Genomic DNA, 26135 nt, shown 5'->3' on the forward strand with positions numbered 1-26135 from the left:
ATTCTTGTCTAAATATTTTGTACAGCTGCTGGTTGATTTTTAACCAGCTTAGCTGGAACCCATTGTCAAAGATCCATTGACTGACAATATTAGCTAATCGTTGATACTCCTGGCTCATCGCTAGAAATTGGTCTGCCTGATTAGTGTCCGGGTAGAGTCTCAGCTTGATTGTTCGCCCTAATTTAACCAATGGATGCCTCCCCTGTAGATTGGGTTAAGTATACCATGTTTAGTCTCTTTCAGGGGAACATATGTTTCGAAAAAATATTAAATTCTGGCATTCATCCCGCGATCAAAATCGCAGGTTTTCTGCTTAGTTTTTAATAATTTGAAAGCGATGCCACGTCAACGGACCAATCTACGCCTAAGGTTGCTATCGCGGGAACTGACGCCTAACGTGCGGGTAAAGAATGGATAACGGATTAATTTGTTTTAAGTGTTGTTAAAGAAGGCGCAACCTGATTATAAATTTGTCACTAATTTGCAAAAAATCTGTTATACTACTAGGCGGTTAGAAAAATACTTTGTCGGCAAAATTTGTCGGTCAAACTCAATATAAGGGGTCAGGAAAACAATGAAGAAATTTATGGTTGCGATGACTGGTTTGGTTACTTTATTTACAATTGGTGCCACAGTACCAGCTGTGACGGGTACTGCCACGACGACCGCACATGCCGCTACGCACGTTGGGCCTAGCTTGAGCGTTAAGGCAATTCACAACAATTCTAAGTCAATCACGGGGACGGCTACGAAGGGCTCTAAGATTACGGTCAAGAGCACGAAGAATGCCAAGAAAGACTTGGGTAGTGCAACGGCTTCTAAGAAGACGGGTAAGTACACGGTTAAGTTAGCCAAGAAGTTAAAGAAGAACGCTAACGTCTACGTTTACGCTACTAATCCGAAGACGAAGACGTCTTTCTACCGGATCATCCGGGTTCAAGCCGCTGCTACTAAGAAAGCAACGACTAAGAAGGTAACCTCTAAGAAGACGACTGCCAAAAAGGTAGCAACGAAGAAGACAACTAAAAAAGTTACGAAGAAGGCCACTGCCAAGAAGACGACTTCAACCAAGAAGGCTGCTAGCTTCACGGTTAAGACGCCTACTGGTACCTGGAAGTCTAACACGGCTAAGAAGTATTCTCAAAAGATCGTCTTCAGCCAAAAGACTGGTTTCAACCAATACCTTTACAAGAACGGTAAGAAGGTTAAGACTTTAGTTTCTTACGCTAAGTACAGTGTTAAGGCTAAGACCCCTACGTTCTGGAAGATTAATTACACGCCTAAGGGTTCTAAGACGTCTAAGACCTTTTACTTACGCTTCACTTCTGCTAAGAAGTTCAAGATCGTTAACAGCAAGGACCAAGTCGTTGCCGTTAAGGCCGGCGTTGCACCAGCTGCAAAGTGGACTTTCACGAAGTAAGCTTGTTTCTATAAAATAGTTAGTTAAAACCGTCATTTCGTAAATTTGCGAAATGATGGTTTTTGTTCGGTATTTGTAAGTACGCGTGGAAGATTAGCGAGAATTCCCACCCAGAAAAATACGCAGTCAGTTGTGATTATGGCCTTAATTCCGCTGTATAATAGTTATGTATCACATATATCTAGGGGGTAATTAGATTGTTGAACTTTAAAGGAACACTGCTGACTGGCTTACTGTTGGCCGGTGCGATTGTGGGGATGGGGATGCTCACAGCACCAGCAACGGCGCAGGCCTCAAGCAAGTATTTGACGGCCCAGTATGGGAGTTACGTTCGGGCCAAGCGCAACGTGTACGTGGGTATTTCGCAACGACACGGGCATACATACAAACCATTGCTAAAGAAGAAAGGGTCCTTGCTCTTCGTGACCAGTTCAACGCAGAAGTTTGGAAGCCCAGTGGTTAAGGCGTCCTTCACTTCCGGGGCGGTACACTATAATCGGCTCAAAAATTTAGCCTTTAATATGACGGATTCGGTGCCGTTAACGAAACGAAACTTTAAGAAGGTCAGTCTCAAGGCCCCAATCCGCGGAACGATTCTACGCCAAGGAAATGGGTTCAAGGATACCAAGAAGAATGGATTTGCCTTGCCAATGTTTTACCTGACACTTGACAATTACATTCAGTATTACAATCAGACCGCGATGAATAAATATGATAATGGTGGCGTCATGTCAGTCAACTATGGCAATAGTATGGAAGTTTACAAGCCGACCGCCTCTGCCAAGATGACTAAGACTACGGTCAAGGGAAACACGACGACGGTACAATATAACAAGTACATCAAAGGCTTACCCGGCAAGAAGATTAGTGCGCACACTTACCAGATGAAGATTACCGACCTTAAGACCAAAGGGAGTAAATCCTTCGAAGATGACTATTATGGTGGCACGTGGAATAACTACACGGTCAATGGCAAGTCTTACTTCTCTGGCATCATTAATGACTTTGGTTAAGCGTAACTGCTTCCAGGAACATTAAAATTTGTATTTTAAAAAACCGATCACCCTAAATTTCTGGGTAATCGGTTTTTTGTCGCGTCTATTCGACTGTGTTAGTTCGTGGCTAACTGCTGAACGGGTTGTTTCGTGGGCTTGTTGACGTGGGGATGGTAGCCAATCAAGCGCATCGCGTTGAAGATAACGACGAGGATTGAGGCTTCGTGGACGAACATCCCACTGGCCATGTAGATGTAACCGTAGACCAGGCCAATCAGTAAGAACAAGACCGTAGCGATGGCAATCGTGATGTTTTCCTTGGTGTTGGCAGAGGTCTTCTTGGCCAAGCCAACCGCGTGATTCAGGGCGTTGAAGCTGGATTGCATCAGGACAACATCCGCCGTTTCAATGGCGACATCGGTCCCACCACCCATGGCAATACCGACGCTAGCGGTGGCTAAGGAAGGACTGTCGTTGATACCGTCCCCAACGAAGGCCACGTTGCGACCCATGTCTTGGAACTTCTTGACGAAGGTAACCTTGTCGGCTGGTAACAGGTCGGCGTGGACCTCGTCGATGCCTAAGGATTCGGCAACGGCTTGGGCGGTGGCTTGGTTGTCACCCGTCAACATAACCAGGTGCTTGATACCTTGGCGTTTCAGCGCAGCGAGTGCGGCGGGAACTTCTGTCCGCACTGTGTCAGCAACACCGAGGATGAAAGCTAATTGACCTTGGTAACCGACCAATACCGTGGATTGGCCATCGTCTTGCATCTCGTGTAAATCAGTTAATTGCGTATCGGTTAACGTAATGCCGTTGTCTTTCAACAGGGCAGCATTACCGACGTAGAGGGGTTCATCGTGCCATTGACCGATCATGCCGCGACCCTTGATGGTTTCGGTAGTCATGGTGGCCGCATCCGCTGGCATGTGGGCAGCGAGATGACTCGTAATGGCTGTTGCTAACGGGTGATCGGAGGTTTGTTCGACCTGAGCGATGGCACCTAATAAATCGGAATCGCCTGTGTATTGTTTCATGCTAGCGACGTCCATTTTACCCGTCGTTAACGTCCCGGTTTTATCAAAGACAATCGTGTCGACTTTGGCGAGACTTTCAACCACATCGCCACCCTTGATAAGAATGCCGTTCTTAGCACCGTTACCGATCCCAGCCACGTTGGAGACTGGCGCACCGATAACCAGGGCCCCAGGGCAACCAAGGACGAGGACCGTGATGGCCAACCGGAGATCTTGTGAGAAGACGAAGACCAGAATGGCAATGACCAGAACGGCTGGCGTATAGTATTGGGCAAATTTGTCGATAAACTTTTCAGCGGGAGACTTGGTGTCTTGGGCTTCTTCGACCAATTCAATAATCTTGGAGAAGGTCGTTTCATCACCAACTTGGGTGGCTTCAATCTGCAGGGTACCACTTTCGACCATGGCACCGGAGTAAACACCATCGCCATCAGCCTTGTTGACGGGCCGGGATTCACCAGTAATGGAGGATTCGTTGACGTAGCCAGTACCGCTGACGACTTTGCCATCGACGGGGACTTGGCCACCGGCTTTGACGAGGACAATGTTGCCTTCCTCAAGGTCATCGACATCGACTTCTTCAGTCTCACCATCGTCACCGACCAGTAGTGCCGTGGTTGGGGCCATTTCGGTCAGGGATTGAATCGCGCCCCGCGTCTTGGCCAACGTCTTTTGTTCCAAGTAGGAACCGAAGAGAAATAGGAATGTTACAATGGCTGATTCTTCAAATTCACCGATGGCAAACGCCCCGATAACGGCGATACCGACCAGTAATTCAATACTGAAGACTTTGGCCTTCAAAGCACTGATGGCCCGCAGAACGATGGGAGCTGCGGCGATAACGGAAGCGATGATCCAGGCGGTGTCGGTGACGTAGGGCACCTTGGTGAACCAGGCGTTGAGGAAGCCGACGATAATCAAGCCGGCGGACCAGAAGGTAATAGGATTAGTGTGAGAATAAATATAACGTTGGAATGCCATAAGATAACGATCCTTTCTTTGTCTAAGTTATTTAAGGTTTTTACGTTCCTTGTTTATGTACTCATTATGCCTGGGAATGGCGGACATTAACTTGATGCGAATCAAGTTGGCTGATTTATTTTAAATAAAGTGAGAATTATTGTCTGCGATTACTGGAGGCTCTGTCACTAATTGCTTTGGTTGTTGGTTGTGGTACTGAGCGATGAAGCTTGTCGTCTATCAATCGGTAAAGCTTGTAAGATATGAAAATCCACCTGCAGTGTCGTTTTGACATTGTAGATGGATTTTTGTGATTGATAGAATTGAATGTCACGGGTTTCAATAATTCTTGAATTAGTAACTATCGTGAACCGCAGGCGACGGGTAATCACTCATTTAAGGGAATTATTTCAACCGGTAACCATCGCTGGCGCGGTCGTAGGTCAACGTTACGCTGCTGTCTGGCAGATCGACCGTAATCGTCTGGTAGGCGGGATCGTAACCGTGGTGCAACAGGTCAACGGCCACCTGGCCATCCTTGACGGTGATTTCGTAGCGGTTGAATTCGCCGTTTTGATAATTGAAGTCGAGACCGTCATCTTGGTAATGGGTGTAGGTGCCGGCATTGCCGAAGAGCTTGAAGGTCATGGTCGTATCGGGCTCCTCGCTGATATGGCTGACTGGTGCGCCCCATGGTAAGAGGGTGTCTTTCTTGATAAATAGAGGCAGCTTAGCCAGTGGTGCATCGGCGACAATGTCCTGGTTACCCGTGTATTCACGGTTGTTCCAGAAGTCAATCCACTTACCAGCTGGCAGGTAGACGAGCCGTTTAGTTTGAGACTTCTGAACGACTGGCGCGACTAACACATCGTCACCAACCATGTATTCATCGTTTAAGTCGCGAGTCCGTGGGTCATCCTCGTAGTTCAGAACCAGTGGCCGCATGACGGGAAGCCCAGTCTGACTTTCCTGCGCAAATAGATCGTACAGGTAGGGGATGAAGCGGTAGCGGAGCTTCAAGTACTTGCGGTAGATCGACAGCGTCGGTTCACCGAAGGCCCATGGTTCCTGCCGCCGGGTGCCCATCGCCGCGTGGTTCCGCAGTAGGGGACTGAAGATAGCGGCTTCGATCCACCGGGTCAGCAGTTCAGCGTTAGTATCGGAAGCAAAGCCCCCGATGTCGGTGCCGACAAAGCTGAAGCCACTCAGTCCTAAGTTGCAGAGCTGAGGGATCATCATTTGAATGTGTGGCCAGATACTCCGGTTATCCCCGGTCCAAACGGTCGAGTACTTCTGAGTCCCAGCGTAGGCCGCCCGGGTGATGACGTATGGCCGCCGTCCCTGTTGACTCTTCAGGCCTTCATAGGTGGCCTTGGCCATGTTGTGACCGTAAACGTTGTGCATCTTGGCGTGAGTTGATGGCGTGTCCTGGTCGCTGAAGACCACATCGTCCGGGATGTTGCCCTCAAACGTTGCGGGTTCGTTCATGTCGATCCAGACCCCACCAACACCGTTGTCCGTTAGGAATTTATTGTTGTTTGCCCACCACTTGCGAACCGCTGGCCGACCAAAGTCGGGGAAGGCGGAGTCGCCGGGCCAAACTTTGTTGATGTAGACCTTGTTATCCGGTGTCTTGACGAAGTAATCCTGTTTGAGGCCTTCCGCGTAGGTGTGATAGTTCGGGTCCTGTTTAACGCCGGGATCGATAATTGGAATAACTTTGATCCCGTTTTGCTTGAGTTTGGCCACGAAGGCCTTGGGGTCACCCTCGAATTTATCCTTGTCCCAGGTGAAAACTCGGTAGCCTTCCATGTAGTCGACGTCAAAGTGAATCGCATCGCAGGGGAGATCGTACTTCTTCAGGCCGTCTACAATCGTTTGGACTTCCGCCTGGCTGGCGCTGTAGCCCCAACGCGATTGTTGATAACCCAGCGTCCACTTCTGTGGCAATGGCACGCGACCGGTGAGGTAGGTGTAGTTGGTCACAACGTCCTTCAATGTTTGGCCGCCAATGATGTAGTAGTCTAGATTGCCTTGAACGGCAGAGTAGAAGTAGTAGTGGGTGTCTTCCTTACCCATGTCGAAGTGACTCTTGTAAGTGTTGTCGAAGAATAGACCATAGGGATGACCGTTCTTCAAGCCCAGCATAACGGGAATCGACTTGTAGAGGTTCGGAAAGTTTTCGAGTTGGGGAGCGGGGTTATCCACGTTCCAGTTGTCGTATTCGAAGCCCCGCTTGTCGAGGTAGCCGGTCTTGTCACCCAGACCATAGAGGTGTTCGTCAGGAGCGAGGGCCTTGACGACTTCGTAGTAGCCCGTATCGGACTTGACCGTTGACTTCGTGACACTGTGACCTTCGGCTTCAACCAGCCGTTGGTGAACCTTGTCGATCCCCTTGTCGAGGAGCTGCCGTTCGCCGCGGTAGTCGGTGACGAGGGCGTTGCCGTTGGCGTCGTAAGCGTCCACGTGGCGGTCAGCATCTAATTTCAGTGTCAGAGCGCTGGTCTTTAATTCATAGTGATCGCCGGCGTCGGTAAGGGTGTAGTTGGTCGGTTGTTCCTTGTTGCCTTCGATGGCGTAGGATTGGCCGTTGTCGCCGCGATTTTCAAAGACCCGGATGATAGCGGGGGTCACAACGGTAAGCTGCAGGGGATGCTGCGGATAATCCAGTGTCACCGTTTGTTTAGTTTGCGTGTATTTTGGTAAAGTTGTCATACGAATTCTCTCCTCAATCAGAAGTTAAAACTATTGTACATCTTCAGATAAATCTTTCTGTGGCTTATCTTGCTTGAGCACGCTGATGGCTAAGACCGCGATCAGCATGGAAATCCCAGCGACCAGCATCATACCAGGCATGGACTTGCCGACCAGACGGAAGACCAGGAAGCTGGCAACGGAGGCGATGATCTGTGGTAAACAGATTGTCCCGTTAAAGATTCCGATGTAAGAACCTTCGTTGGATCCATTCAATGATGACGTGAAAATGTTGAAGGGTTCAACGTGGACCGTGAAGAAGCCAATCCCGATTAAACAGAATGGTAAGATCAGCAGGTACTGGTTGTGGATGAAGAAGACCCAGATCAAGCCGATAGCGAAGCAGGTAATCCCGAAGCGGTACCAGAATTTCCGCTTGAAGGGGTTAGTGTGTGACAGAATCAGAAAGCCATAGAGTACGGCAGCCATGGACTGAATAAAGGTCAGAATCCCGTACCAGTTCCCAGCGGCTTGATAGCCGGCAGACGTGGCATTGGTCGTGTTCCAAACGTTTTGGGCAATGGCCCCGGTCGTGTAGGTCCACATGTATTGAATCCCGATCCAAGCGAACATTTGCACGATGGCGACTTCCCACAAGGCCTTAGGTGCTTCCTTGATCAGTTGCCAGATGGACTTGTGATTCTTGTGGGCTTGCGGATCGATCTGGTGATAGTCAGCGTAAGTTTCTGGATCGTATTCCTTAACGGAGTGGATGGTGTAAGCGGAAATGCCTAACAGAATGGCGGCTCCAATGTAGAAGGCTAAGCGGACGGAGAGGGGCACAACGCCCTTCTTAGCGGTGTTGGCGACCCCGAAGTAGGTCAGCACGAAGGGGAGTAAAGTGGCGAGCACCCCACCTAAGTTACTGAAGGCTTGTTGCCAAGACCAAGCTTTATCCTTTTGATTTTCGTTGACCATGTCACCGATGATCATCCGGAAGGGTTGCATGCAGACGTTGCTGGAGAGGTCCATCAGCAAAATGGCAATGGCCCCGAATAGTAAGGCGGCAAGTGAGGCGTAACCGAAGCCAAATGACCCGGCATTAGGTAACAGAATCATAACCAGTGCGGCGATAGGGGCACTGAACAACAGGTACGGCATCCGCCGGCCAAAGCGTGGTGACCAGGTCCGGTCGGAATACTTCCCGACCAGTGGCTGGACAATCAATCCGGCAAGCGGGGGCAGAATGAAGAAGAGTCCCAGGTTGGTCGGGTCGGCACCAATCGTTTGGAAGATCCGGCTCATTTGTGATGACTGTAGTGAGAAGGCCATGTTGACCCCACAGAATCCAAATGTAATCGCGAATAATGTCTTCAATGGTAAATTTGGCAGGGAATTTGAGATCCGTGCTGGTTTCTTGGCGGCAGTTCCAGTCGGTTTAGCGGCTCCAGCTGCGTGTGCTGTTGGTTGATTCATGGTGTGACATCCCCTTGATTAATTTAAAACAATTACCTTTCAACGCCTATATCCTATCACTTTACGTAAACGTTTACAACGGCTATTCTACAGTAAGGTAAACGTTTACGTAATCCGCTGTGAAAATGGGACGATTAAGACTATAATTAGGGAGTATTGTAAACGAAAGTCAGGTGGAGGTCGTTATGAAGCCAACGATTAAAGATATTGCAGCGAAGTCAGGATTCTCGATTGCCACTGTCTCGCGGGTTCTGGGGAATAAGACCGGCTCGTATAGCGAAAAAACGCAAATTAAAATTTTAAAAGTTGCTAAGGAACTCGGCTACCGCAAGAACTCGGTGGCCGTGGACCTGGTTAAGAAGCGCTCTGACGTGATTGCCTTGATCATTAATGCCACGCCAACCAACTTTTCCACGCAGATTATCGATGGTATTCAGCAGCGCGCCAGTGAATTGGGGCAGGGCGTTATTATCCTCTACGCGGGAAATCGGGACAATGGGCTCCAACATAAGGCCATCATCACTGCATTGGAGCGGTCCGTGACGGGGATCTTGTTGGCGGCAATCGAGCCCGATGAGCAGGATCTAGCGTTGTTGAAGGCGTCACGGATTCCCTATTGTTTTGTCTCACTCTACTTGGGGACCCGGGATATTCTCGCCGTCAGTTCGGACAACCGGGACCTCGCCTATCAGGCCACGCAGTATCTGATTGACCGGGGCCACACGCGGATCAGTCTGGTCGGGATCGATGGCTACCATACCGGAAGTCAGCGCCAAGCCGGTTACCGTGATGCCATGGCGGCCAATCAACTGACAGCCGCGGACATTCTCTCTGGCGATTACAGCTATGAGTCCGGCGTGAAACTTCTCCAGCAGGTCCACGACCAGGGTGTAACGGCGGTAATCGCGGCCAGTGATATGGTGGCGGCCGGCCTCCTGACAGCGGCCCAGCAGCAGGGGCTGACGATTCCCCGAGACCTCTCCATCATGAGCATTGATGGCACGATTATCTGTCAGATTACGACGCCAGCGCTGACCAGTGTGACGCAGGATTTCTACCGCATCGGTAGTCAGAGTGTCAATAAAGTTATGGGACAGCCGGCGGAAGATTTTATCCCGGTCGTGATTACGGAGCGGGCGAGCGTAGCCGTTCAGAAATAGGGTTAATTTCCAGAAAAAATGTTTATGCACAAAAACTGCTAGTTAGCGCTATCGTTGAACGGCACTAGCTAGCAGTTTTTCTGTGGAATTGAGACGGTTGGGTCAATGATGATTGGTTTTATATAAATTAAAAGCCGTGAAGTCACCTCGCAGTGTGGCTTCACGGCTTTCGTATTACAGAGTTGACTGGAAAAATGACACGTGCTGGTGACTGAGCTAGTACATGGGTTTAGCGGCTAGTTTAGCCGGCACAATCCCTGGTAACCGCAGACGTCAGCATTAATCCCGATTAGTCTTCGTCGTCATCATCGTCTTCTTCGTCCAGACCATCGCGGGCATCGTTGCCCAGTACGGCCTGAAGCTCACGGATGATGTGATTATTAGTGCCGCGTAACGTGGTCAGGAAGCTGGCCAGTGCGGGGCGTTCTTCCTTTTCGGCAAGCTTGATGGCCCGGTCGATGAAGAGGTTGTGGGTATCTGCGTCGTGAACCAGCTCGTTGACTTGTTCTTCGGCGGTCAGGTACTTCTTGGCGCCACTTTCTTGGAGCATGTTGTAGTCATGGAATTCCTTGGTCGTGGTCGAGACGATTTCGCCCTCATCCAGGAGCAGTTCACCCAGAGCGTCGAATTGCTTGCGGTAGGTGTCGATGTAGTCACTGAGCAGGGTGCGGACGCTCAATGCCAGTGGACCTTTGACGGACCAGCGAACTTGATGGAATTTAACGATGGAGATGTGCAGGTTTGACAGGATATGGTTCGTCATAGCGCCTGCGGTTGGGACGTGGTGGTCGTGTTCCGTTTGGGCTTGTTCGGCAGCGTAGCGGTCTTCAACGGTCATTGTGGTGTTTGTCATAGGTAAACTTCCTTTCAAATGTGGGTGGGGGATTAGAGAGCCTTTACTTTAGAACTCTGAACGACGTAACCGAGATCGGTTACCGTGTCTGCTAGGCTTTCGGCGGTTACTTGACTGTCGTCGAATTCGGCCTTGATCTTGCTGGCATTGAAGAGGACTTTGACGTTTTCCACGCCATCCTTCTTGCTCAACGCGCCTTCGATCTTGGTCATGCAAGATGGGCAGGTCAGTGCATCTAACTTCATCGTTACTTTACTCATAATCAAAAACCTCCTGTATTGTGTTTTAACTAAAGTTGCTTAACTTTACTGCTTTGAACGGCATAGCCTAAGTCGGTGACGACGGTTGCGAGATCCTCAGCGGAGACGGTTGCGTCATCGAATTCGGCTTTAACCTTGCTGGCATTGAAGAGGACCTTGACGTTTTCCACGCCATTCTTCTTGCCCAGCGCGCCTTCAATCTTGGTCATGCAAGACGGGCAGGTCAAGTCGTCTAATTTCATTGTTACCTTACGCATCGTGAAAACCTCCTTCGGCTATTTCGTTTGTCTTGATTACATAACCTAGTATACGGGCAGGTGCTCGGGAAAAACTTGACTCAAATCAAGTTGACTAATCTTTTTTTGCAGTATACATAAAATGAATAAAATTGAATTTAAAAACTTGCTTTAATAGGCCCGATGAGCGTTGTTGTTTTCTTTCCTTAAAAAATATGCGACAATGGAGAGCGGAATTCAAACAAGTGAGGTATCTTAAATGTGGAAAAGCAACAAGGAAGTCAGTCTGGTCGGGATTCTTTCGGCAACGCTCCTGCTTAATGCAGCGGCAGCGTGTATGTGGCCGTTAACAACGGTCTATATGCACAATGAGTTACATCAGACGCTGACGTTGGCCGGCATTGCCCTGTTGGGGATGTCGTTGTGTATGATTTTAGGAAATTGGTTGGGTGGCTGGCTCTTCGATAACTGGTCACCATTCAAATCGGCAATTTTGGGAACGCTGTGCTCCTTTATTCCCATGTTAATTTTGATCTTCTTCCATGGCTGGCCAATCTTTGGCATCATGCTCCTATTTATTGGCTTGGGTGATGGGGTCGTGATGACCGTGGTCAACTCGTTTGCGGCTAACGTCACGACCATCAGTAGTCGCCGAGTATTTAATTACTTATATATTGGGATGAACCTAGGGGTCGTTGTCGGCACGTTGATGGTCGGCTACCTGATGGACCACGGTGTCCAACTGGTCTTCATCGCCGCTAGTATCTGTTACACGGCGCTCCTGCTGATTATTTTGGCGGACTTCCGGATGAAGATTACCACCAAGACCCAGCATCACCAACAAAAGGCCGCCAAGCCGGCACAGTTGAATCTGATTTGGCTAATTGCGGTCATGGTGTTCTGCCTGTACATGAGCTATACACTGTGGGAAAGTGTGATTTCCGTTCACATGACCAATCTGGGAATTTCGTTCGAGCACTATAGTTTGCTGTGGACGCTGAATGGCTTGATGATCGTCTTCGGCCAACCCATTGCCAATCGCCTGGGTGGTTACTTTAAGATGAGTTCGCAGATTGCGGTCGGGGCGTTGATTTTTATCCTGTCCTTCCTGATTCTAGTCTTTGCCAGGACCTACGCAATGTTTGTCCTGACGATGGTGATTTTGACTATTGGGGAAATGATAGGATTTCCGGGCATTCCAGCCTGGATCGATAAGCTGGCCGGCGACAACGATAAAGGGAAATTCCAGGGAATCTATAACATGGCGATTTCCTTTGGTCGCGCAATTGGTCCGTTGTATGGGGGCCTCCTGATCGAGTATGGTAGTTATCGCGACTTGTTCGGGTCAGTGACGTTGCTGATGCTGTTGGCACTAGTGGCAGTTATGGTTCGCAACCGGCTGAACCAAGCACGGCTAAAGTAGGCCAAATATAATGAATTAACTCGTTACTTTAAGGGGCAATTTCTTCGTGAAGTTGCCCTTTTTTCGTCCAACTAGATTAGTTCATAAACTAATAAATGGGTATGGTGACTGGCCTTGCTATGGTGGGATAGGCAACGCTTTTATAAACTCTGTAATAGCGGATTTAGCCGAACAGACCGAAAGTAATTGCTTATCACGTGAACAGGCGTAATATGCTAAGAAAAGGGGAGGCTTTGCCATGTTAATCGACTTCACGTTAGGTAATTTTCGTTCGTTCAAGGATTCCGCCACACTTTCAATGGAGACTGGGGGTGGCGTCCAGCAGTGGGCCCATGAAAATACAGTGCCGATTACACCTGAATTAAGCCTTCTGAAGAGTGCAGCCATCTTTGGTGCTAATGGTGCGGGTAAGAGTGCCGTGTTGGCTGGATTGGAACGGATGCGGCAGATGGTCGTGGGGCCCACGGAACAGATTACGGATAATCTGCCCTATGAGCCCTTCCAGTTTGATCGGGAGTCTGCGAGCAAACGGACCACGTTCATGGTGAATTTTACCCGTGATGACCAGCAATATCGCTATGCATTCAGCTACACGGCGACGCAAATCGTCAATGAGGTGCTGAGCGTCGCCACCGGGGATGACTACGAGGTGTTATTTGCACGAGAGAAGGAAATGATGACCGTGGTGCCGGAGGGCTTGTTGCCGGTAACCCAACGAGTCCGGCCCAATGCACTGATGCTCTATGCGCTACAGGACTGGAACTATCGATCGGCCATCGACGTCTTCGAGTGGTTCAATAACGACCTGATTATTTTAAGCGAACATCCTAGTGGCCACGCGTTAGACAGCGAGTGGGTCCACAGTCAGATGGCCCAATTTCTGAGGGCCGTAGGCAGTGAAGTAGCTGGGATCACACAGCGCAAGGTGGCCGTTCAATTTCTGGATGGGTCCGCGTTTACCCGTCCCGATTTGTACCTGGTCTATGAGAAGTACGACGAGGAAGGGGCCGTCATTGGTCGAGAGGAGTTGCCACTGACCAGTACGTCGATGGGGATGCAGCAGTTGGTCGTGTTGGGATTGGCGCTGATTACTGCTCAGCATGCCGAGCAGCCGCAAACAATTCTGACCGACAGCCGACTGGATGCTATTCATCCGGCGGCCCTAGCGGCGCTCCTAGCCCTGTTTAACTCGGTGGCAAATACGAGCCAGGTCATCCTGACGACGAATCAACCCGTGTTAATGAGCCAACACCTACGCGTTGATCAGATTTACTTGGCGGAGAAGGATTATCGAGGGGAGAGCCAGTTAGTGTCCCTCTTTGACTTTATTGATGTCCCAGCAGAAGGCTGGCTGCAGGATTATCTTAGTGGTCGTTTTGGTGCAATGCCAACGGTCGATCCAGGTGACTTAATGGCGGCATTTGACCCAAACTTATAGCGGGTCAAAAAAGGATGTCCTGCACCTGCAAGACATCCTGCTGAAAAGCTAATGGTGTTGTAAAAATCCCTGGTACTCTAGCGCTTGATTTAGCTTTGCGCGTTGTTGTGGGTCCCGTGCAAGCTCGGTCGCGATGTGGTGAGTAAAAGTTTCGGTGCGTTGGTGACTACCCCGTGCCTGGTAGTAATCCGTGATGACCCGGTTGTAAGCCGCCAAGGTTGCATTGTCGGCCGTTAGGGGCTGATAGTCATTGGTGAAGTGCATCAGTTCTTGCGGCATGCGAGGCTTGCGTTCTGGCGTCTCCGCCGGGTGACCCACGGCGAGTCCAAAGACGGGGAAGGTCAACTCTGGCAGATGAAACAGGTCGATCAGGCGGGGCACATCATTCAAGATACTTCCCATGATGGTGCTGCCCAGACCCAGACTCTCACCAGCAACGACCATGGCCTCGACAGCGATGCTCGCATCGAAGATTCCTGCCAAAAACTTGTCAGTACTGTGCAGGTTGGCGATGGTTGCCGGTGTAGCTGTGACCAGTTGGGAGTTGCGGTATTGATCGGCGAGAAATAGGAAGAAATGACCCGATTTTTCGAGCCAGTGGTGACCCGTAATGTCGCCGAGGGCCGCCAACTTTTGAGGGTCGGTGACACTGATAATACTGTACTGTTGAGAAAAGGTACTGGTTGGCGTGTGTTGGGCGGCATCGACTAAGGTTGTAATTTCCGCCGTGGTTAATTTTTTTGTGGTGAATTTACGGATACTGCGATGATTCAATAGGGTTGTTAGTGTTGGGTTAGTCATGGTTAGATACTTCTTTCATTCGGGCAACTAAGGCGTCGTAAACGCGGGTCTCGTCGCGCGGGACGCCACGGAGTTCGTAGTTTGCAATAAAGGGTGCGTCGAATTTCTTGGCGTAGCGTTTAGCGGTGAGGCAATATTGTTCGTTAAAGTTGCGGTTGCCGCTACCGACAACGCCGATTAAGTGTTGCGCGTTGTTGGCATAGCCGATATATTCGCCTAAGACGTTGGTCATGAGTTCTTTGACACCGTTGTCGATGCCGTTGCCCCCGTCGAGATAGGTAGGGACAAAACAGAAGTAGGGCTGGGTTTCGGCCACAAGGTCACTCGTTTCACTGATCTCGGTCGCCGTGATTTCAGGCAGTTCGGGATCTTGCGCGTGCTGTTTGGCAGCATAGGTCGTTAAATTAGTGACGAAGTTGCGGGTGTTGCCTTCAATAGAGATGAATAAAATACGTAATGGTTGCATAAAGTTTCCCTCCGATTTCGGCTGTTCGTTTATCCCTAGTGTACTCGAAATTTACTGGGAATGCTCTTAAGTTTTAACGCATATTTTGGGCAGAAAAATGGCGACGGCTTGTCAAAGCCGTTAGGGTATGCTATTCTATTCGTACTTTAAGAAAGAACGAGGTATTCAGCCGATGCGTAACTAATCACTCTCAAATGTTTGTCAGCTTCACCACCGTTTAGAGGGGTGGAGTGGGCCTGCAATTGGGATTGATGGTTTCGCCGACTGAATTGCCAAACGCAATCAGTGGGTGCCATTTCCGAACGGGAAATGCGGCCACTTTTTTTATTTGCCAGCCATCGATCCCTGCTTTTAAAAGGGGGACGACTCTTTGACACAAATTACTTTAAAAAATATCACGAAAACAATTGCTGGCGAAACGCTGTTTAGCGTGGCGCAACTGACGGCTCACACCGGTGAACGAATCGGTATTGTGGGGGCCAACGGTACGGGAAAGACGACGCTGGCACGGATCATTGCCGGCAGCGATACTGATTTTGACGGCCAACGAACCGTGACTGATGATGTCACGCTGGTTCCACAGATTGCCCCCACACGTGGGCGCTCCGGTGGGCAGAGCATGTTGGACCGGGTGCGAGTCGCCCTAGCGCAACGGCCAGCTATTTTGATTTTAGATGAACCCTCCGCCAATCTTGACGACGAGCATCAACGGTGGTTGGCGCAACAGCTCCTGCATTTCAATGGGTTATTGCTGCTGATCTCACATGACCGTGACTTATTGACGACGGTCGCCACGCAAATCTGGTCGCTGACGGAGCGGACGTATACGCAGTACAGCGGTGGCTTCGCTGAGTTCACTGCCCTGCGAGAGCAACAACGGCATAACGCGCTGGATCGGTACCAGAACGAACAGCGCGAAAGAAAAGAATTGCAGCAAGCCGTCCAGGCCCGTCATGAAAAAGCTGCTCGGATTCGTAAGGGGAGTCGAAGCATGAGCGCCGCTGAACGGTCGAATTCTAAGAAGATACGGGAACAGAATGCCGGTAAGATGGAGCGTGGTGCGCGGGCCTTACGGGAACGGGCGGACCGTCAGACCACGGCTGTGAAGCCGCATGAGTCGGCGCCATTGAAGATCGTCGCTACCGATCTACCACCCGTCACGGGGAAGTACCTCATTACGGTAGCGGATCTTCACCTGAAGCGGGGTAAACATGACCTGCTCCACCACGTGAAGTTGCGGATCCGTCCGGGTGAACGAGTTGCCTTGGCCGGACCCAATGGTAGTGGCAAGTCGACGCTGATCACGGCTATTTTAGATCAAACGCCGGGGACGCGATTGGCTCCCAGCGCGCGGGTAGGCTATTTCCATCAGGACATGACGCAGTTACCGACCGACCAAACGGTGTGGCACGTCTTGCGGCGAGCGACAGCGTTGGATGAGAATCGGACGCGCCAGGTGATGGGCGCCTTTGGTCTGACCGCTAACTTTTACGATCGACTAATTGGCGACCTCAGTGGTGGTGAGCAGGTCAAACTCCAACTGCTGACGATTCTGGTCAGCGCCAGCAATCTGTTGATTCTGGATGAGCCTACCAACTACCTGGATCTGCCAGCTCTGCAGGCACTCGAAGATTTTTTAGTCGGTTATCCCGGAACGGTCCTGTTCGTGGCGCATGACCAGACCTTCCGAGAAAAGGTAGCAACGCGGGTACTAGAATTGACTGATCAAAAGCTGATCGATCCGAAACAAACGGCGCAAGGGACGCCAGTAACGGACCTGCCACGGCTACAGTTTGAATACGATCAATTGATGATGGCTCCCGAGCTGGATACCCAACGGCTCAAAGAAATACGAGCTCAAATTGCGGCCTTGAAGTCGTAAAACTAATAAACGAATAAGAAATTAGCGATGAAACCGGTTACCTTTAATGTTTTCAAAATTTGTGCTTACGAAGATTGTTTTTTTCTGGTAGAGTAATCCATTGTGTTTAAAATGAAAGCGAGTGTGAAAACAAAATGGATTCTGTACAAAGTAGCCAAGAGAACGTGGCTAAAAAAGCGCGAGTACAAGTTGCCCACCCAATGCTAGCCATGATGGGGATGCTCATCGGGGGCTTTGTCGGGATGTTTTCCGAAACGTCCTTGAATATTGCATTGCCACAATTGATGGCGCAATTAGGCGTAACGACCGCCACGATTCAGTGGTTGGTCACGGGTTATATGTTAGTGGTTGGGATTATCCTGCTATTATCCAGTATTATTACGAAATGGTTTACAACGCGTCAAGTGATTCTGTTTGCCTTGATTGACTTTATCGTTGGGGCGGTTATCTCTGCATCTGCACCGGGCTTTGGTGTTTTACTGTTTGGTCGGATGATTCAGGGGATTGCGACTGGACTGATCTTACCACTGATGTTTACCGTTGCCATGCAGATCTTCCCACCATACAAGCTGGGGGCTGCCATGGGGATGGTCGGACTGGTCATCATGTTCGCACCAGCTGTTGGTCCTACCTTAGCGGGTATCGTGCTAGGGGTTGCTTCTTGGCGGTGGATTTTCTGGCTGTTCGTGCCATTCTTGGTCATTGCTTTTATCTTCGCGGTATTATCACTGAAAAATATTGCTGAAGTGACGCGGCCTAAGGTTGATTTCTTATCAATTCTACTGTCGACGGTTGGTTTCGGGAGTTTAGTGCTCGGAGTCAGCTTGGCCAGTGACCGAGGCTGGGGCTCAGCTGCCGTAATTGGTTCCTTGGTTGTCGGATTAGCAGTCTTAGCATGGTACACGCATCGCCAATTGACGATGGACAAACCAATCTTGAACTTACGGGCCTTTGGAATTCCTGGATTCCGAATCGGGGCTAGCTTGGTTATGATCAACTTCGGGATTATTTTATCCGCAATGTACCTGTTGCCTATGTATATTCAAAAGGGACTGTTAGTTCCAGTTGCCTTGACTGGGATCATCATGTTCCCCGGTGGGATTATGAACGCGGTTATTTCAGCCGTTGCTGGTCGGATGTATGACCGCGTGGGTGCGCAAATGCCTGCTCGTATCGGTTTTATCATCTCGATGGTTGGGGCACTGATGTTGGCCTTTACTAGCACACACAGTGCCATCTGGTACGTCATCATGGCCCACATCATCTTGATGATTGGGGCACCGCTAGCGATGTCGCCATCACAGACGTATGGTTTGAACTCCCTGACCGGACCAATTGCGGCCGATGGGAGTGCCATCATGAATACCTTACAACAGATTGTGGGGGCGATTGCGACGGCGGTTGCCACCAGCCTGTTGGGCATTGGGCAAGCAGCCTACATGGCTAACGGCGCGAACCACGCCGCCGGAGCCTTCGTCAACGGGGCACACTACGGTTTCTTCTTCACGTTTGCGTTGGCTATCGTTGGGTTCGTGTTAGCGCTGCGAATTCCTAAGGCTAATCGGTAAGCTGTTTCGTGTGAAATTTAAACTGTAAATGAAGATGGACCTGAGATTTTTACATCTCAGGTCCATTTTTTTGCCAGTATTCACTATAGTTGAAACGTGTTCCACCAAATGGTTCCGCTGTCTCGCACTTATTAGCTAATCATCTAAGAAATTCTTCCGACGAAAGACTCGGATGACCATAAAGATACAGTAAGCCAACGCGAGTCCCCAGGCTAGTGGATTGGCGTAGGCAATGGCGGTGAAGCCCAAGCCGGCGATGGAGAGCCAACCGGCGGTGGTCCGTCCAATCAGTTCGCCCATGCCAGAGAAGATGGCGTAGAAGCTGTGGCCCCAACCCTGTAAGGTGTTTCTGAAAATCATCAGAATCCCGTGAACCGGGAAGTAACAGCTGATGATGATAATGTAGTAGTTGGCCTCTCGGACAATGTCTGGATGGCCAGGACCAATGATGGCGGTCACTAGCGGTGTCTTGGCCAGGTTAATAATGATAAAGGCCGCGGCGGAGTAGATCACTTGAATCCAGACCCCGTCGATGATGCCCCGCTTCATTCGGCCCCGTTGCTTGGCGCCAAAGTTCTGGGCTTGGTAGGTGGCCATGGCCGCCCCCACGCTCTCCATCGGCAACGTAAAGAGCTGACGAATTTTTTCTGCGGCGGATTGGGCCGCAATGATGCTGGTTCCCAGAAGGTTAATGGCATCCTGCATCACGATGGCCCCAATGGCGGAGACGGAATATTCAAAGCCCATTGGTAGACCAATCAGGTTCATCTTCTTAATCCGGGCCCAGTTTACCGCCCAATCCTTGCGGGTCAAGCCCAGGCTGAATTTTGGAAAGACGGTCAGGTTGAGTAGGCCACCGATGAATTCACTAATGACGGTGGCGATGGCGGCGCCAGCAATTCCCCAGTGGAAGACCAGGATAAATACCAGGTCCAGAATCACGTTGACCACCAGCGATACAATCAGAAAGTAGAGCGGATGGACCGCGTCACCAAAGGATCGCAGGGCGTCCGCCGAGTAATTAAAGAGGATATTGGCCGGAATCCCCAGAAACGAGATGGCCGTGAAGATGATGGTCAACTGAAGAATCTGGTTTGGCGTATGTAGGGCGGTCAGTAGGGTTGGCGTCAAGGCGACCATCAGTGGTGTCAGAATCACGGCGAGCACCAAGCAGAGCCACACGGCGTTGGTCAGGTATTGCCGAATTGCGGCATGATTCTCCTCACCCACACTGTGAGAGAGGGGAATACTGTAGCCAATACAGGTTCCCTGTACGAAGCCCATAATCAGAAAGCTCAGAGGATAATAGGCTCCAATCGCAGCCACGGCATCGACACCAATTAAGCGACCAACAATCAGCGTATCAATAAAGTTATAGAGTTGTTGAAAGAGGGAGCCGCCAATCAAGGGTAGTGAAAACAGAATAATCTGTTTGATGGGGCGGCCTTCGGTTAATTTTAAGGGTGCCATTGCGTTCCTCCTGGTTGATAGCGGTTTCAATGCTATTTAGTATATCAGTCACTGGCGAAAAAAGTCACCACGATTCGAGGAACTTTTAAACGTGCCCATGAAAAAAGGCTGCGACCACTATTGCAGTAGTCAACAAGCATCAAAGGGTACATAGCGCAAAGACCACCGGAATTGTGGCGACACTAAAGATGGTGGAGATACTCATCAAAGTCACAGCTGGACTCGGGTCCCCGTGAGCTTTGAGTGTGAACAACACAACGTTACCAGCGACAGGGCAGGCGGCCATCAGTACCGTCGTGTAGAGGGGAATTCCGCTGATACCAAAGGCCCGCAAGATAACGATATCGATAACTGGAAACAGGAGGTTCCGGCAGAGCAACGGCCACCAGAGACGTTGATTAAGAGAGGTACGATTGAATTTGACTGCGGCCAGGCTATTTCCAATGACGATCATCGACAGGGGTGTGTTGATGGAGCTCACGTCAGTTACCGCGTGATTCAGCAGACTTGGCAGGTGAAAGCCACTGATGAAGATGGCCAAACCCACGACAATCGCGATAATATTGGGATTGAGTAGAATTTGCCGCCAGTTGAGTGGTGTCCCTTTTTGCCGTGGTGTAAATAGCGCGATACCGTGCGTCCAGCAGAAAATATTGAAGGCAGCTAGGGAGGCAACGGCAAAGAAGACACCGGTACTGCCGAACAACGCGCTGGCCAGGGGGACCCCCATGAAGCCGGCGTTGGAGTAGACTGCACCAAAACGCATGATCCGCTGCAGGTTGCGGTCCGCAACGCGTTTGAAGGCAATGTTGGTGATCAGCACCATGAGGCCGTAAGTCAACAGAATCCCTAAGAGAACGAGGCCGAGGCTCTGTAACCGACTCGTCGAGAAGTCCTGCTCGAAGGCGTTCACAATCAGGCAGGGGGAGACGATATACAGAAGAATATTGGTCAGATCCGTCGCCGTCTGGCCGTGCATGAAGCCGAGCTTGTTAGTCAATAGACCGATGCCCATCAGTAGGAACATCAGGAGAATTTGCGTGGTTAATTGAGCCATGTCCATGACACGGGACTTCCTTTCTGGAAAAACACAACGCTCTATTATGGGAACAGTTGATGGTGACTGTCAAACTTGGCCGTGATTTTGGTCGTCACGGGGCTTACAATGGGAAAAGAAAGAGAGGCTGATCAGACTATGCGCTTTAATCGCAAATTTTACCGCTCTGTGCGCTTCTGGAGTGGTCTCGTTGTCATTGGTCTCATGTTGCCCAATGTGATCTCAGTTAGCCTGACGAGTGTCTTCTGGTGGGTCTCACTGGCCTGCTTGGTCGGGGGTGTTGGCTATCTGGTAGCGGGAATGCTGACGCGTAAGTGAAGCCATTACGAGGCAATTTAAAACCGTCAAAAAACCGTCACCCAATTGGGCGGCGGTTTTTTGATGAATCCTTGTTATTTGTCGCTATCATCATCGCTAGCTTCGGTCGTGGTAATCTGCTTCTGTGGCGGATTGACCGTGACTTCTAACCAATTGATAAATGAATTTTCGTAGTCCAGAACCTTCAAATCGAAGTTCTTCAGGTGAATGACATCGTTGACCTTGACGTTCGGGTAATTATCAATGATAAACCCGGCCATCGTGACGGTTTCGGTGGTTTCAAAGCCTTTAATATCGGTATTGAAGTACCGCTCGAAGTCGTAGGTCGTCATCTTACCGTTAACTTGGAAGGTGCCATTAGGCTGTTTGAAGATGTACTGGTCGTTGGCGTCGTCGATTTCATCACGGACGGTCCCAAACAACTCTTCGTAAATATCCTTATCGGTAATGATCCCGGAGGTGCCCCCGTATTCGTCAACAACGACGACGATTGGTGTCCGCTTCTGGATCATTTGTTGTAAGACTTCGGTGATGGGCGTCGTCTCGGGCGTCGTGGAAATATCACGAATCAATTTATCCACGCGCACGGAGGAGTCAACCTGTTGCTGACGAATCAAGTCGTAGTTGTAGACGTAACCGAGGACCTTATCTTTATCGCCATCGGCAACGACTGGTAGACGGCTGAACCGTTCTTGCAGGTAGACGTTCAACGCCTCTTTGACACTCGACGTGATGTCGATGACTTCTAGTTGCGTCCGGTCGATCATGATATCCTTGGCAACCTTGTCGTTTAACTCGAAGGCTCGTTGCATGTAGACCAAGTCGTTCTTTTCCAGTTGGCCACCTTCTACGGCACTCCGTGATAGGTTTAAAATCTCAGCTTGTGAGAAGACTTCGTCACTCTCGTTGGCGACCTTCAGCCCCATTAACCGAACGACACCGGACGCACTGGTGTTGAGTAACCAGACGAACGGGTAGAACATAATGTGGCAGTAGTGCAACGGCGTCACAATCAACATTAAGACCTTCATGGGCATGTCGATCGAGATGTTTTTAGGGACAATTTCCGTGAAGACCACTTCTAAGTAGGTCAACAGGAGCACCCCGACGATCACACTGATGGTGTGGGTCGTTGCCGTGTTGAGGTGCGCTGGCGCCATGCCGTCCAGCAAAAGGTCAACGAAGAAGGTTTCACCGATCCACCCTAAGATGATTCCGGCAAGTGAGACCCCCACTTGAGTCGTTGATAAATATTCATTTAAGTTGGTTACCATTTTCATGGCCCGGTTGAGCTTAACCGACGGCTTGTCTCGTTCGGCAATCTTTTCCTCCAAGGCACTAGGCCGGGTCTGTACTAAGGCAAATTCACAAGCAACAAAGAAAGCTGCAAAGAAGAAGGTAATTAAAATAATAATTAGGTTCACAACTATCTGACCGCTATCCACACATCATTCCTCATTTCATTAATTCTATCTCTTTATTATAGCGCGTCTGCACGCCATTTTGTAGTGAGTAGATTGAACCAAATTCTACTCTCAAAGCGTTCGCCTGGCAACCGAACAAGACAAAATAATTGGATTAACTTTGAGAAATGAGATACTTAACGTTTTCGTCAAAAAGGACTAGACTGAAACTAGTAACATCAAAGGAGATTTTGATTATGGCAGAAACACCAAAGGACGAAGAAATTGCGCCAACCATTGAAATTCCAACGGCCGACGTCGAAAAGGCGGCAGAATTAATTTTGACGCCAGGATTTGTAACGAAGAAAGACTTACCAAAGATGAAGGACCTAGCTTGGGCAACGGCTCTCTCTAAGGCAGTCACGAAGCACTTCTTGGAAAATGACGACGATCACGATCCTTACGTTTACTTTGAACAATTTGACTTTGCTGGTGGGGACATTGACTCCATTCTCTTTAACATGGACGTTGTGCCAACCCGTGAAGCGGCTTTGCAAGACTTAGCCGACGCCTTGGGCGAAAAGATTGTTGTTCCTAAGGATAATGACCAAGAAACTTACTAAAAGCTAACCACGTTGCTTGTGGTGAAGCACCTGACAGAGATGTTGGGTGCTTTTTTGCAGACTGAAAGAGTCTTTTAGTAGACTTTTAAAAGTCTTTTTAATGTCATTTAAAGCTGATTTCGTATATATTAGGTGCCTAAGGGGGAGTCAATGTGAAAACAATGGATGTGCCATACAGTAACATTACGGAATTAAAAAAATCGCCTAAGAAGTTGTTTGAAGAAGCTGAAAATAAAAAAACGGGTGTCTATGTGTTCAATCGTGATCGGCCGGCAGGTGTTGTGTTATCGGTCGTTGATTATGAACGATTGGTCAATAAAAACGAAGAGCTAAAGGATAAAGTATTTGAAATGGAACAGGACTATGAAGTCATTAAGCGCTTGGCAAAACAGGCGAAAAATCCCGAGCCTTTGGCAACGGATGCTGAGGTTCGCGGTTCGGTTGCCAACGAGAATCCTGAGATCGATGAAAAGGATGGTTGGGAATAAGGATGACTGCTGATGAGCACCATTCATCCAAATACGTCATTAACTATTTTAGGAAGGCTAGGCTGGAGTATGAACGGCTTGATGGTTCGCAGAAAGTATTTGTGAACAAGGGGTTAGCTCGAATCAGTCGATTGGGCATGCAAGCGGGTCAACCACTGAAGGGTGATCTAAGTCTTTGCCGAAAGCTTAAGAATAAAAAAATGGGTCTACGGATTGTATTTACACAGGATGGCGAAAAAATTAATGTGATTCAAATTGTGGCTATCGGACAACGTGCTGATAAGATTGTTTATCACTTTTCGAATTTGTCTGGATTACTAAAGATTTGATTAAGTCGCGCTAAAGCATGAGACTCAAAACACTTTTTTTACATTGGTATAAGTATAGAGGTATTAAATGATCTTTGACCTTTAGCCAATATATTTGACCTTTGAAAACTAAAGAGTTAATCTACCAGAAAATAGAATGCTTCTATATCGGCAATTGCCTGCTGGAATTAGCACTCTAAAAATTGAGTGCTAATTATTTGCAATTCTGACCAATACTGACTATTATAGAAAATGTAATCAAACAAAGCAGAAAGGGGTTAATTGATTATGGCTAATGATGTAATGAACCGGAACTTTGATTTCTTTGATCCAATGAATTTCTTTAACGAAGTGGGTAACTTGGGTCACGATATGTTTAGTGGTGAGAGTGATATGAAGACCGACGTTGTTGAACACGACAAGGACTACGTGGTTACAGCTGAATTGCCAGGATTCAAGAAGGATGATATCCACGTGGATTACCGTGATGAGACGTTGCGGATCTCTGGTAAGTCCGAAGTCAATCAATCCACTAAGGACGATGACGGACGGATCTTACGGCAAGAGCGTCACAGCCAAAACGTTGCCCGTTCCTTCTATCTGCCAAATATTGACTTGAAGCAGGTCAAGGCAGGCTTCACTGATGGTGTCTTGACGTTGACCCTGCCAAAGCAAACCGAAGTTGAAGACAACCATAAAATCAGTATTGACTAGTCGCTAAAGACGAGTGAAGGCACGCATTCTGGAGAGATCGGAATACGTGCCTTTTCTTTTAGGGAAAATAAAAGACCTGATTGGCAGTAAATTTCTTATCAGCCATCAGATCTTTTCTAATCATTAGTATTGTTTACCCGTTTCATAAACGATTTCCGGTTCGTTCCCGGTCCGTTGGTACTTGTTTAGCAGGTCAATCGTGGACATTTCGTCTTCATCCAACGTGAAGTCAAAGACCTTCGTGTTTTCGACGATCCGTTCTGGATGTTGGGACTTGGGAATCGGTAGGATGCCGTGTTGGAGTTCCCAGCGCAGGATAACTTGAGCGACGGACTTGTCGTGGTGCTTCCCAATCTTAGCGATCATTGGGTCGCCCAGAACAGCGCGCCGGCCCAGTGGACTCCACGCTTCCGTCACGATGTTGTGTTGCTTGTTGTAGTCCAGCAGTGCCAACTGGTTTAGGTAGGGGTGGTATTCCACTTGGTCAACGACCGGCATTTCTTTAGCCTTGGTTGCCAGTAAGTCCAAATGTGCCGCGGTGTAGTTGGAAACCCCGATAGACTTGACCTTGCCATCCGCCTTCAATTGTTCAAAGGCGCGCCACGTGTCGAAGAAATGTTCGCGCACAGGCCAGTGAATCAGTAATAGGTCCAAGTAATCCGTTTGCAGGCGCTTGAGAGACCCTTCGACAGACTTCAACGTTTGGTCGTAGCCCTGAACTTCTTCAGCAACTTTACTCGTCAAATACAGTTCCTGACGAGGGATTTCGAGACGGTGCAGCGTTTCCCCTAAGATATCCTCGTTGCGGTAAAGCATCGCCGTATCAAATAGCCGATAGCCTTCGTCCCATGCGGTTTTAATGGTGGTATCCATGCTTTCTTGGTCGCTGATGAGGTAGGTCCCGAAACCAAAACCAGGAATCTTGTTGCCATCCGCGAGTTTGATCGTATCTGCAATGTTGGTAAGTGTCATTAGTTCTTCCTCCTTGGCATTAAGGGCGTTGATCGAAATGTTGTTAGGCCACTTCAGGCTTACCCGAAGTTTGGCGGTCAGCGTCTAAATACGGTTATAAATAATATGTTAAG

General features: G+C 49.2%; 24 protein-coding genes and 1 pseudogene. 12 read left to right on the forward strand and 13 right to left on the reverse strand.

All coding sequences use genetic code 11. The features are described from left to right. Positions 1 to 190, reverse strand: a pseudogene (locus FD07_RS12610) (RNA-guided endonuclease TnpB family protein); the annotation flags it as partial. Positions 191 to 574: 384 nt separating this feature from the next. Here FD07_RS12610 and FD07_RS06790 point away from each other — a divergent pair. Continuing rightward, positions 575 to 1420 (forward strand): Ig-like domain-containing protein, encoded by an 846-nt coding sequence (locus FD07_RS06790; RefSeq protein WP_020089596.1) that lies wholly within the window; start codon positions 575 to 577, stop codon positions 1418 to 1420. Positions 1421 to 1617: 197 nt separating this feature from the next. Next, positions 1618 to 2433, forward strand: a complete 816-nt coding sequence (locus FD07_RS06795; protein WP_020089595.1) for a hypothetical protein — start codon at positions 1618 to 1620, stop codon at positions 2431 to 2433. Between the two features lie 98 nt (positions 2434 to 2531). Here the strand turns inward: FD07_RS06795 and FD07_RS06800 are convergent, their stop codons facing one another. From FD07_RS06800 to FD07_RS06810, 3 genes are all read right to left on the reverse strand, one after another. After that, positions 2532 to 4433, reverse strand: coding sequence for a heavy metal translocating P-type ATPase (locus FD07_RS06800; protein WP_020089594.1), 1902 nt, complete (start codon positions 4431 to 4433; stop codon positions 2532 to 2534). A 384-nt stretch (positions 4434 to 4817) separates the two neighbouring features. After that, positions 4818 to 7127: a glycoside hydrolase family 31 protein gene (locus tag FD07_RS06805; protein ID WP_020089593.1), complete on the reverse strand. Its 2310-nt coding sequence runs from the start codon at positions 7125 to 7127 to the stop codon at positions 4818 to 4820. A gap of 30 nt (positions 7128 to 7157) precedes the next feature. Further along, positions 7158 to 8582 (reverse strand): SLC45 family MFS transporter, encoded by a 1425-nt coding sequence (locus FD07_RS06810; protein ID WP_020089592.1) that lies wholly within the window; start codon positions 8580 to 8582, stop codon positions 7158 to 7160. 185 nt (positions 8583 to 8767) lie between these two features. Between FD07_RS06810 and FD07_RS06815 the strand changes: the two genes are divergently transcribed. After that, positions 8768 to 9742 carry a LacI family DNA-binding transcriptional regulator gene (locus FD07_RS06815; RefSeq protein ID WP_020089591.1) on the forward strand — a complete coding sequence of 325 codons (975 nt, stop codon included), beginning with the start codon at positions 8768 to 8770 and terminating at the stop codon, positions 9740 to 9742. Positions 9743 to 10031: 289 nt separating this feature from the next. Here FD07_RS06815 and FD07_RS06820 read toward each other — a convergent pair whose 3' ends face one another. The 3 genes from FD07_RS06820 to FD07_RS06830 are packed head-to-tail and all read right to left on the reverse strand — an operon-like array spanning position 10032 to position 11112. Then, on the reverse strand, positions 10032 to 10595 hold the full coding sequence (locus FD07_RS06820) for a Dps family protein (protein ID WP_020089590.1): 564 nt from the start codon (positions 10593 to 10595) through the stop codon (positions 10032 to 10034). A gap of 32 nt (positions 10596 to 10627) precedes the next feature. Beyond that, complete coding sequence (locus FD07_RS06825) at positions 10628 to 10855, reverse strand: heavy-metal-associated domain-containing protein (RefSeq protein WP_020089589.1); 228 nt, start codon at positions 10853 to 10855, stop codon at positions 10628 to 10630. A 29-nt stretch (positions 10856 to 10884) separates the two neighbouring features. Further along, a complete protein-coding gene (locus FD07_RS06830) occupies positions 10885 to 11112 on the reverse strand; it encodes a heavy-metal-associated domain-containing protein (RefSeq protein ID WP_020089588.1) in 228 nt (75 codons plus the stop codon). A gap of 238 nt (positions 11113 to 11350) precedes the next feature. Between FD07_RS06830 and FD07_RS06835 the strand changes: the two genes are divergently transcribed. Then, positions 11351 to 12514, forward strand: a complete 1164-nt coding sequence (locus FD07_RS06835; protein ID WP_020089587.1) for an MDR family MFS transporter — start codon at positions 11351 to 11353, stop codon at positions 12512 to 12514. A 238-nt stretch (positions 12515 to 12752) separates the two neighbouring features. Next, entirely contained in the window at positions 12753 to 13952 is a 1200-nt protein-coding gene (locus FD07_RS06840) for an AAA family ATPase (protein ID WP_020089586.1), read from the forward strand. Between the two features lie 48 nt (positions 13953 to 14000). On the opposite strand, the gene FD07_RS06845 is transcribed toward FD07_RS06840, so the two are convergent. Next, a complete protein-coding gene (locus tag FD07_RS06845) occupies positions 14001 to 14753 on the reverse strand; it encodes an NADPH-dependent oxidoreductase (RefSeq protein WP_020089585.1) in 753 nt (250 codons plus the stop codon). Then, positions 14746 to 15219 (reverse strand): class Ib ribonucleoside-diphosphate reductase assembly flavoprotein NrdI, encoded by a 474-nt coding sequence (gene nrdI / locus FD07_RS06850; protein WP_020089584.1) that lies wholly within the window; start codon positions 15217 to 15219, stop codon positions 14746 to 14748. The genes FD07_RS06845 and nrdI overlap by 8 nt, the downstream gene beginning before the upstream one ends. 370 nt (positions 15220 to 15589) lie before the next feature. Between nrdI and FD07_RS06855 the strand changes: the two genes are divergently transcribed. Next, complete coding sequence (locus FD07_RS06855) at positions 15590 to 17101, forward strand: ABC-F family ATP-binding cassette domain-containing protein (protein WP_020089583.1); 1512 nt, start codon at positions 15590 to 15592, stop codon at positions 17099 to 17101. Positions 17102 to 17235: 134 nt separating this feature from the next. Next, positions 17236 to 18669 carry a DHA2 family efflux MFS transporter permease subunit gene (locus FD07_RS06860; RefSeq protein WP_027825975.1) on the forward strand — a complete coding sequence of 478 codons (1434 nt, stop codon included), beginning with the start codon at positions 17236 to 17238 and terminating at the stop codon, positions 18667 to 18669. A 135-nt stretch (positions 18670 to 18804) separates the two neighbouring features. On the opposite strand, the gene FD07_RS06865 is transcribed toward FD07_RS06860, so the two are convergent. Together FD07_RS06865 and FD07_RS06870 are read right to left on the reverse strand one after the other, a co-directional pair. Continuing rightward, complete coding sequence (locus tag FD07_RS06865; RefSeq protein WP_020089581.1) at positions 18805 to 20139, reverse strand: MATE family efflux transporter; 1335 nt, start codon at positions 20137 to 20139, stop codon at positions 18805 to 18807. A gap of 139 nt (positions 20140 to 20278) precedes the next feature. After that, positions 20279 to 21202 carry an AEC family transporter gene (locus FD07_RS06870; protein ID WP_020089580.1) on the reverse strand — a complete coding sequence of 308 codons (924 nt, stop codon included), beginning with the start codon at positions 21200 to 21202 and terminating at the stop codon, positions 20279 to 20281. Positions 21203 to 21304: 102 nt separating this feature from the next. Here FD07_RS06870 and FD07_RS06875 point away from each other — a divergent pair, with 102 nt between their 5' ends. Then, positions 21305 to 21514, forward strand: a complete 210-nt coding sequence (locus tag FD07_RS06875; RefSeq protein WP_155823064.1) for a hypothetical protein — start codon at positions 21305 to 21307, stop codon at positions 21512 to 21514. Between the two features lie 74 nt (positions 21515 to 21588). Here the strand turns inward: FD07_RS06875 and FD07_RS06880 are convergent, their stop codons facing one another. Next, a complete protein-coding gene (locus FD07_RS06880; RefSeq protein WP_020089578.1) occupies positions 21589 to 22959 on the reverse strand; it encodes a hemolysin family protein in 1371 nt (456 codons plus the stop codon). Between the two features lie 215 nt (positions 22960 to 23174). Between FD07_RS06880 and FD07_RS06885 the strand changes: the two genes are divergently transcribed. The 4 genes from FD07_RS06885 to FD07_RS06900 all read left to right on the forward strand — a co-directional run bounded on the left by FD07_RS06885 (position 23175) and on the right by FD07_RS06900 (position 25050). Continuing rightward, on the forward strand, positions 23175 to 23540 hold the full coding sequence (locus FD07_RS06885; RefSeq protein ID WP_020089577.1) for a hypothetical protein: 366 nt from the start codon (positions 23175 to 23177) through the stop codon (positions 23538 to 23540). 161 nt (positions 23541 to 23701) lie between these two features. Then, on the forward strand, positions 23702 to 24028 hold the full coding sequence (locus FD07_RS06890; RefSeq protein WP_033388842.1) for a type II toxin-antitoxin system Phd/YefM family antitoxin: 327 nt from the start codon (positions 23702 to 23704) through the stop codon (positions 24026 to 24028). 2 nt (positions 24029 to 24030) lie between these two features. Further along, positions 24031 to 24357, forward strand: coding sequence for a hypothetical protein (locus tag FD07_RS06895; protein WP_020089575.1), 327 nt, complete (start codon positions 24031 to 24033; stop codon positions 24355 to 24357). A gap of 267 nt (positions 24358 to 24624) precedes the next feature. Beyond that, positions 24625 to 25050, forward strand: a complete 426-nt coding sequence (locus tag FD07_RS06900; RefSeq protein ID WP_020089574.1) for an Hsp20/alpha crystallin family protein — start codon at positions 24625 to 24627, stop codon at positions 25048 to 25050. Positions 25051 to 25173: 123 nt separating this feature from the next. On the opposite strand, the gene FD07_RS06905 is transcribed toward FD07_RS06900, so the two are convergent. After that, complete coding sequence (locus FD07_RS06905; protein ID WP_020089573.1) at positions 25174 to 26022, reverse strand: aldo/keto reductase; 849 nt, start codon at positions 26020 to 26022, stop codon at positions 25174 to 25176. Between the last annotated feature and the right edge of the window lie 113 nt (positions 26023 to 26135).

The organism is Levilactobacillus parabrevis ATCC 53295 (assembly GCF_001434055.1).
In the GTDB taxonomy this organism is placed as follows: Bacteria; Bacillota; Bacilli; order Lactobacillales; family Lactobacillaceae; genus Levilactobacillus; species Levilactobacillus parabrevis.

Bases quoted from the DNA above. Each gene is read 5' to 3' on its own strand.
- FD07_RS06790 (WP_020089596.1), top strand. From the start codon at position 575: ATGAAGAAATTTATGGTTGCGATGACTGGTTTGGTTACTTTATTTACA.
- FD07_RS06860 (WP_027825975.1), top strand. From the start codon at position 17,236: ATGGATTCTGTACAAAGTAGCCAAGAGAACGTGGCTAAAAAAGCGCGA.
- FD07_RS06865 (WP_020089581.1), bottom strand. From the start codon at position 20,139: ATGGCACCCTTAAAATTAACCGAAGGCCGCCCCATCAAACAGATTATT.
- nrdI (WP_020089584.1), bottom strand. From the start codon at position 15,219: ATGCAACCATTACGTATTTTATTCATCTCTATTGAAGGCAACACCCGC.
- FD07_RS06885 (WP_020089577.1), top strand. From the start codon at position 23,175: ATGGCAGAAACACCAAAGGACGAAGAAATTGCGCCAACCATTGAAATT.
- FD07_RS06845 (WP_020089585.1), bottom strand. From the start codon at position 14,753: ATGACTAACCCAACACTAACAACCCTATTGAATCATCGCAGTATCCGT.
- FD07_RS06835 (WP_020089587.1), top strand. From the start codon at position 11,351: ATGTGGAAAAGCAACAAGGAAGTCAGTCTGGTCGGGATTCTTTCGGCA.
- FD07_RS06815 (WP_020089591.1), top strand. From the start codon at position 8,768: ATGAAGCCAACGATTAAAGATATTGCAGCGAAGTCAGGATTCTCGATT.
- FD07_RS06870 (WP_020089580.1), bottom strand. From the start codon at position 21,202: ATGGACATGGCTCAATTAACCACGCAAATTCTCCTGATGTTCCTACTG.
- FD07_RS06830 (WP_020089588.1), bottom strand. From the start codon at position 11,112: ATGCGTAAGGTAACAATGAAATTAGACGACTTGACCTGCCCGTCTTGC.
- FD07_RS06900 (WP_020089574.1), top strand. From the start codon at position 24,625: ATGGCTAATGATGTAATGAACCGGAACTTTGATTTCTTTGATCCAATG.
- FD07_RS06895 (WP_020089575.1), top strand. From the start codon at position 24,031: ATGACTGCTGATGAGCACCATTCATCCAAATACGTCATTAACTATTTT.
- FD07_RS06875 (WP_155823064.1), top strand. From the start codon at position 21,305: ATGGGAAAAGAAAGAGAGGCTGATCAGACTATGCGCTTTAATCGCAAA.
- FD07_RS06840 (WP_020089586.1), top strand. From the start codon at position 12,753: ATGTTAATCGACTTCACGTTAGGTAATTTTCGTTCGTTCAAGGATTCC.
- FD07_RS06800 (WP_020089594.1), bottom strand. From the start codon at position 4,433: ATGGCATTCCAACGTTATATTTATTCTCACACTAATCCTATTACCTTC.
- FD07_RS06805 (WP_020089593.1), bottom strand. From the start codon at position 7,127: ATGACAACTTTACCAAAATACACGCAAACTAAACAAACGGTGACACTG.
- FD07_RS06825 (WP_020089589.1), bottom strand. From the start codon at position 10,855: ATGAGTAAAGTAACGATGAAGTTAGATGCACTGACCTGCCCATCTTGC.
- FD07_RS06820 (WP_020089590.1), bottom strand. From the start codon at position 10,595: ATGACAAACACCACAATGACCGTTGAAGACCGCTACGCTGCCGAACAA.
- FD07_RS06890 (WP_033388842.1), top strand. From the start codon at position 23,702: ATGGATGTGCCATACAGTAACATTACGGAATTAAAAAAATCGCCTAAG.
- FD07_RS06810 (WP_020089592.1), bottom strand. From the start codon at position 8,582: ATGAATCAACCAACAGCACACGCAGCTGGAGCCGCTAAACCGACTGGA.
- FD07_RS06905 (WP_020089573.1), bottom strand. From the start codon at position 26,022: ATGACACTTACCAACATTGCAGATACGATCAAACTCGCGGATGGCAAC.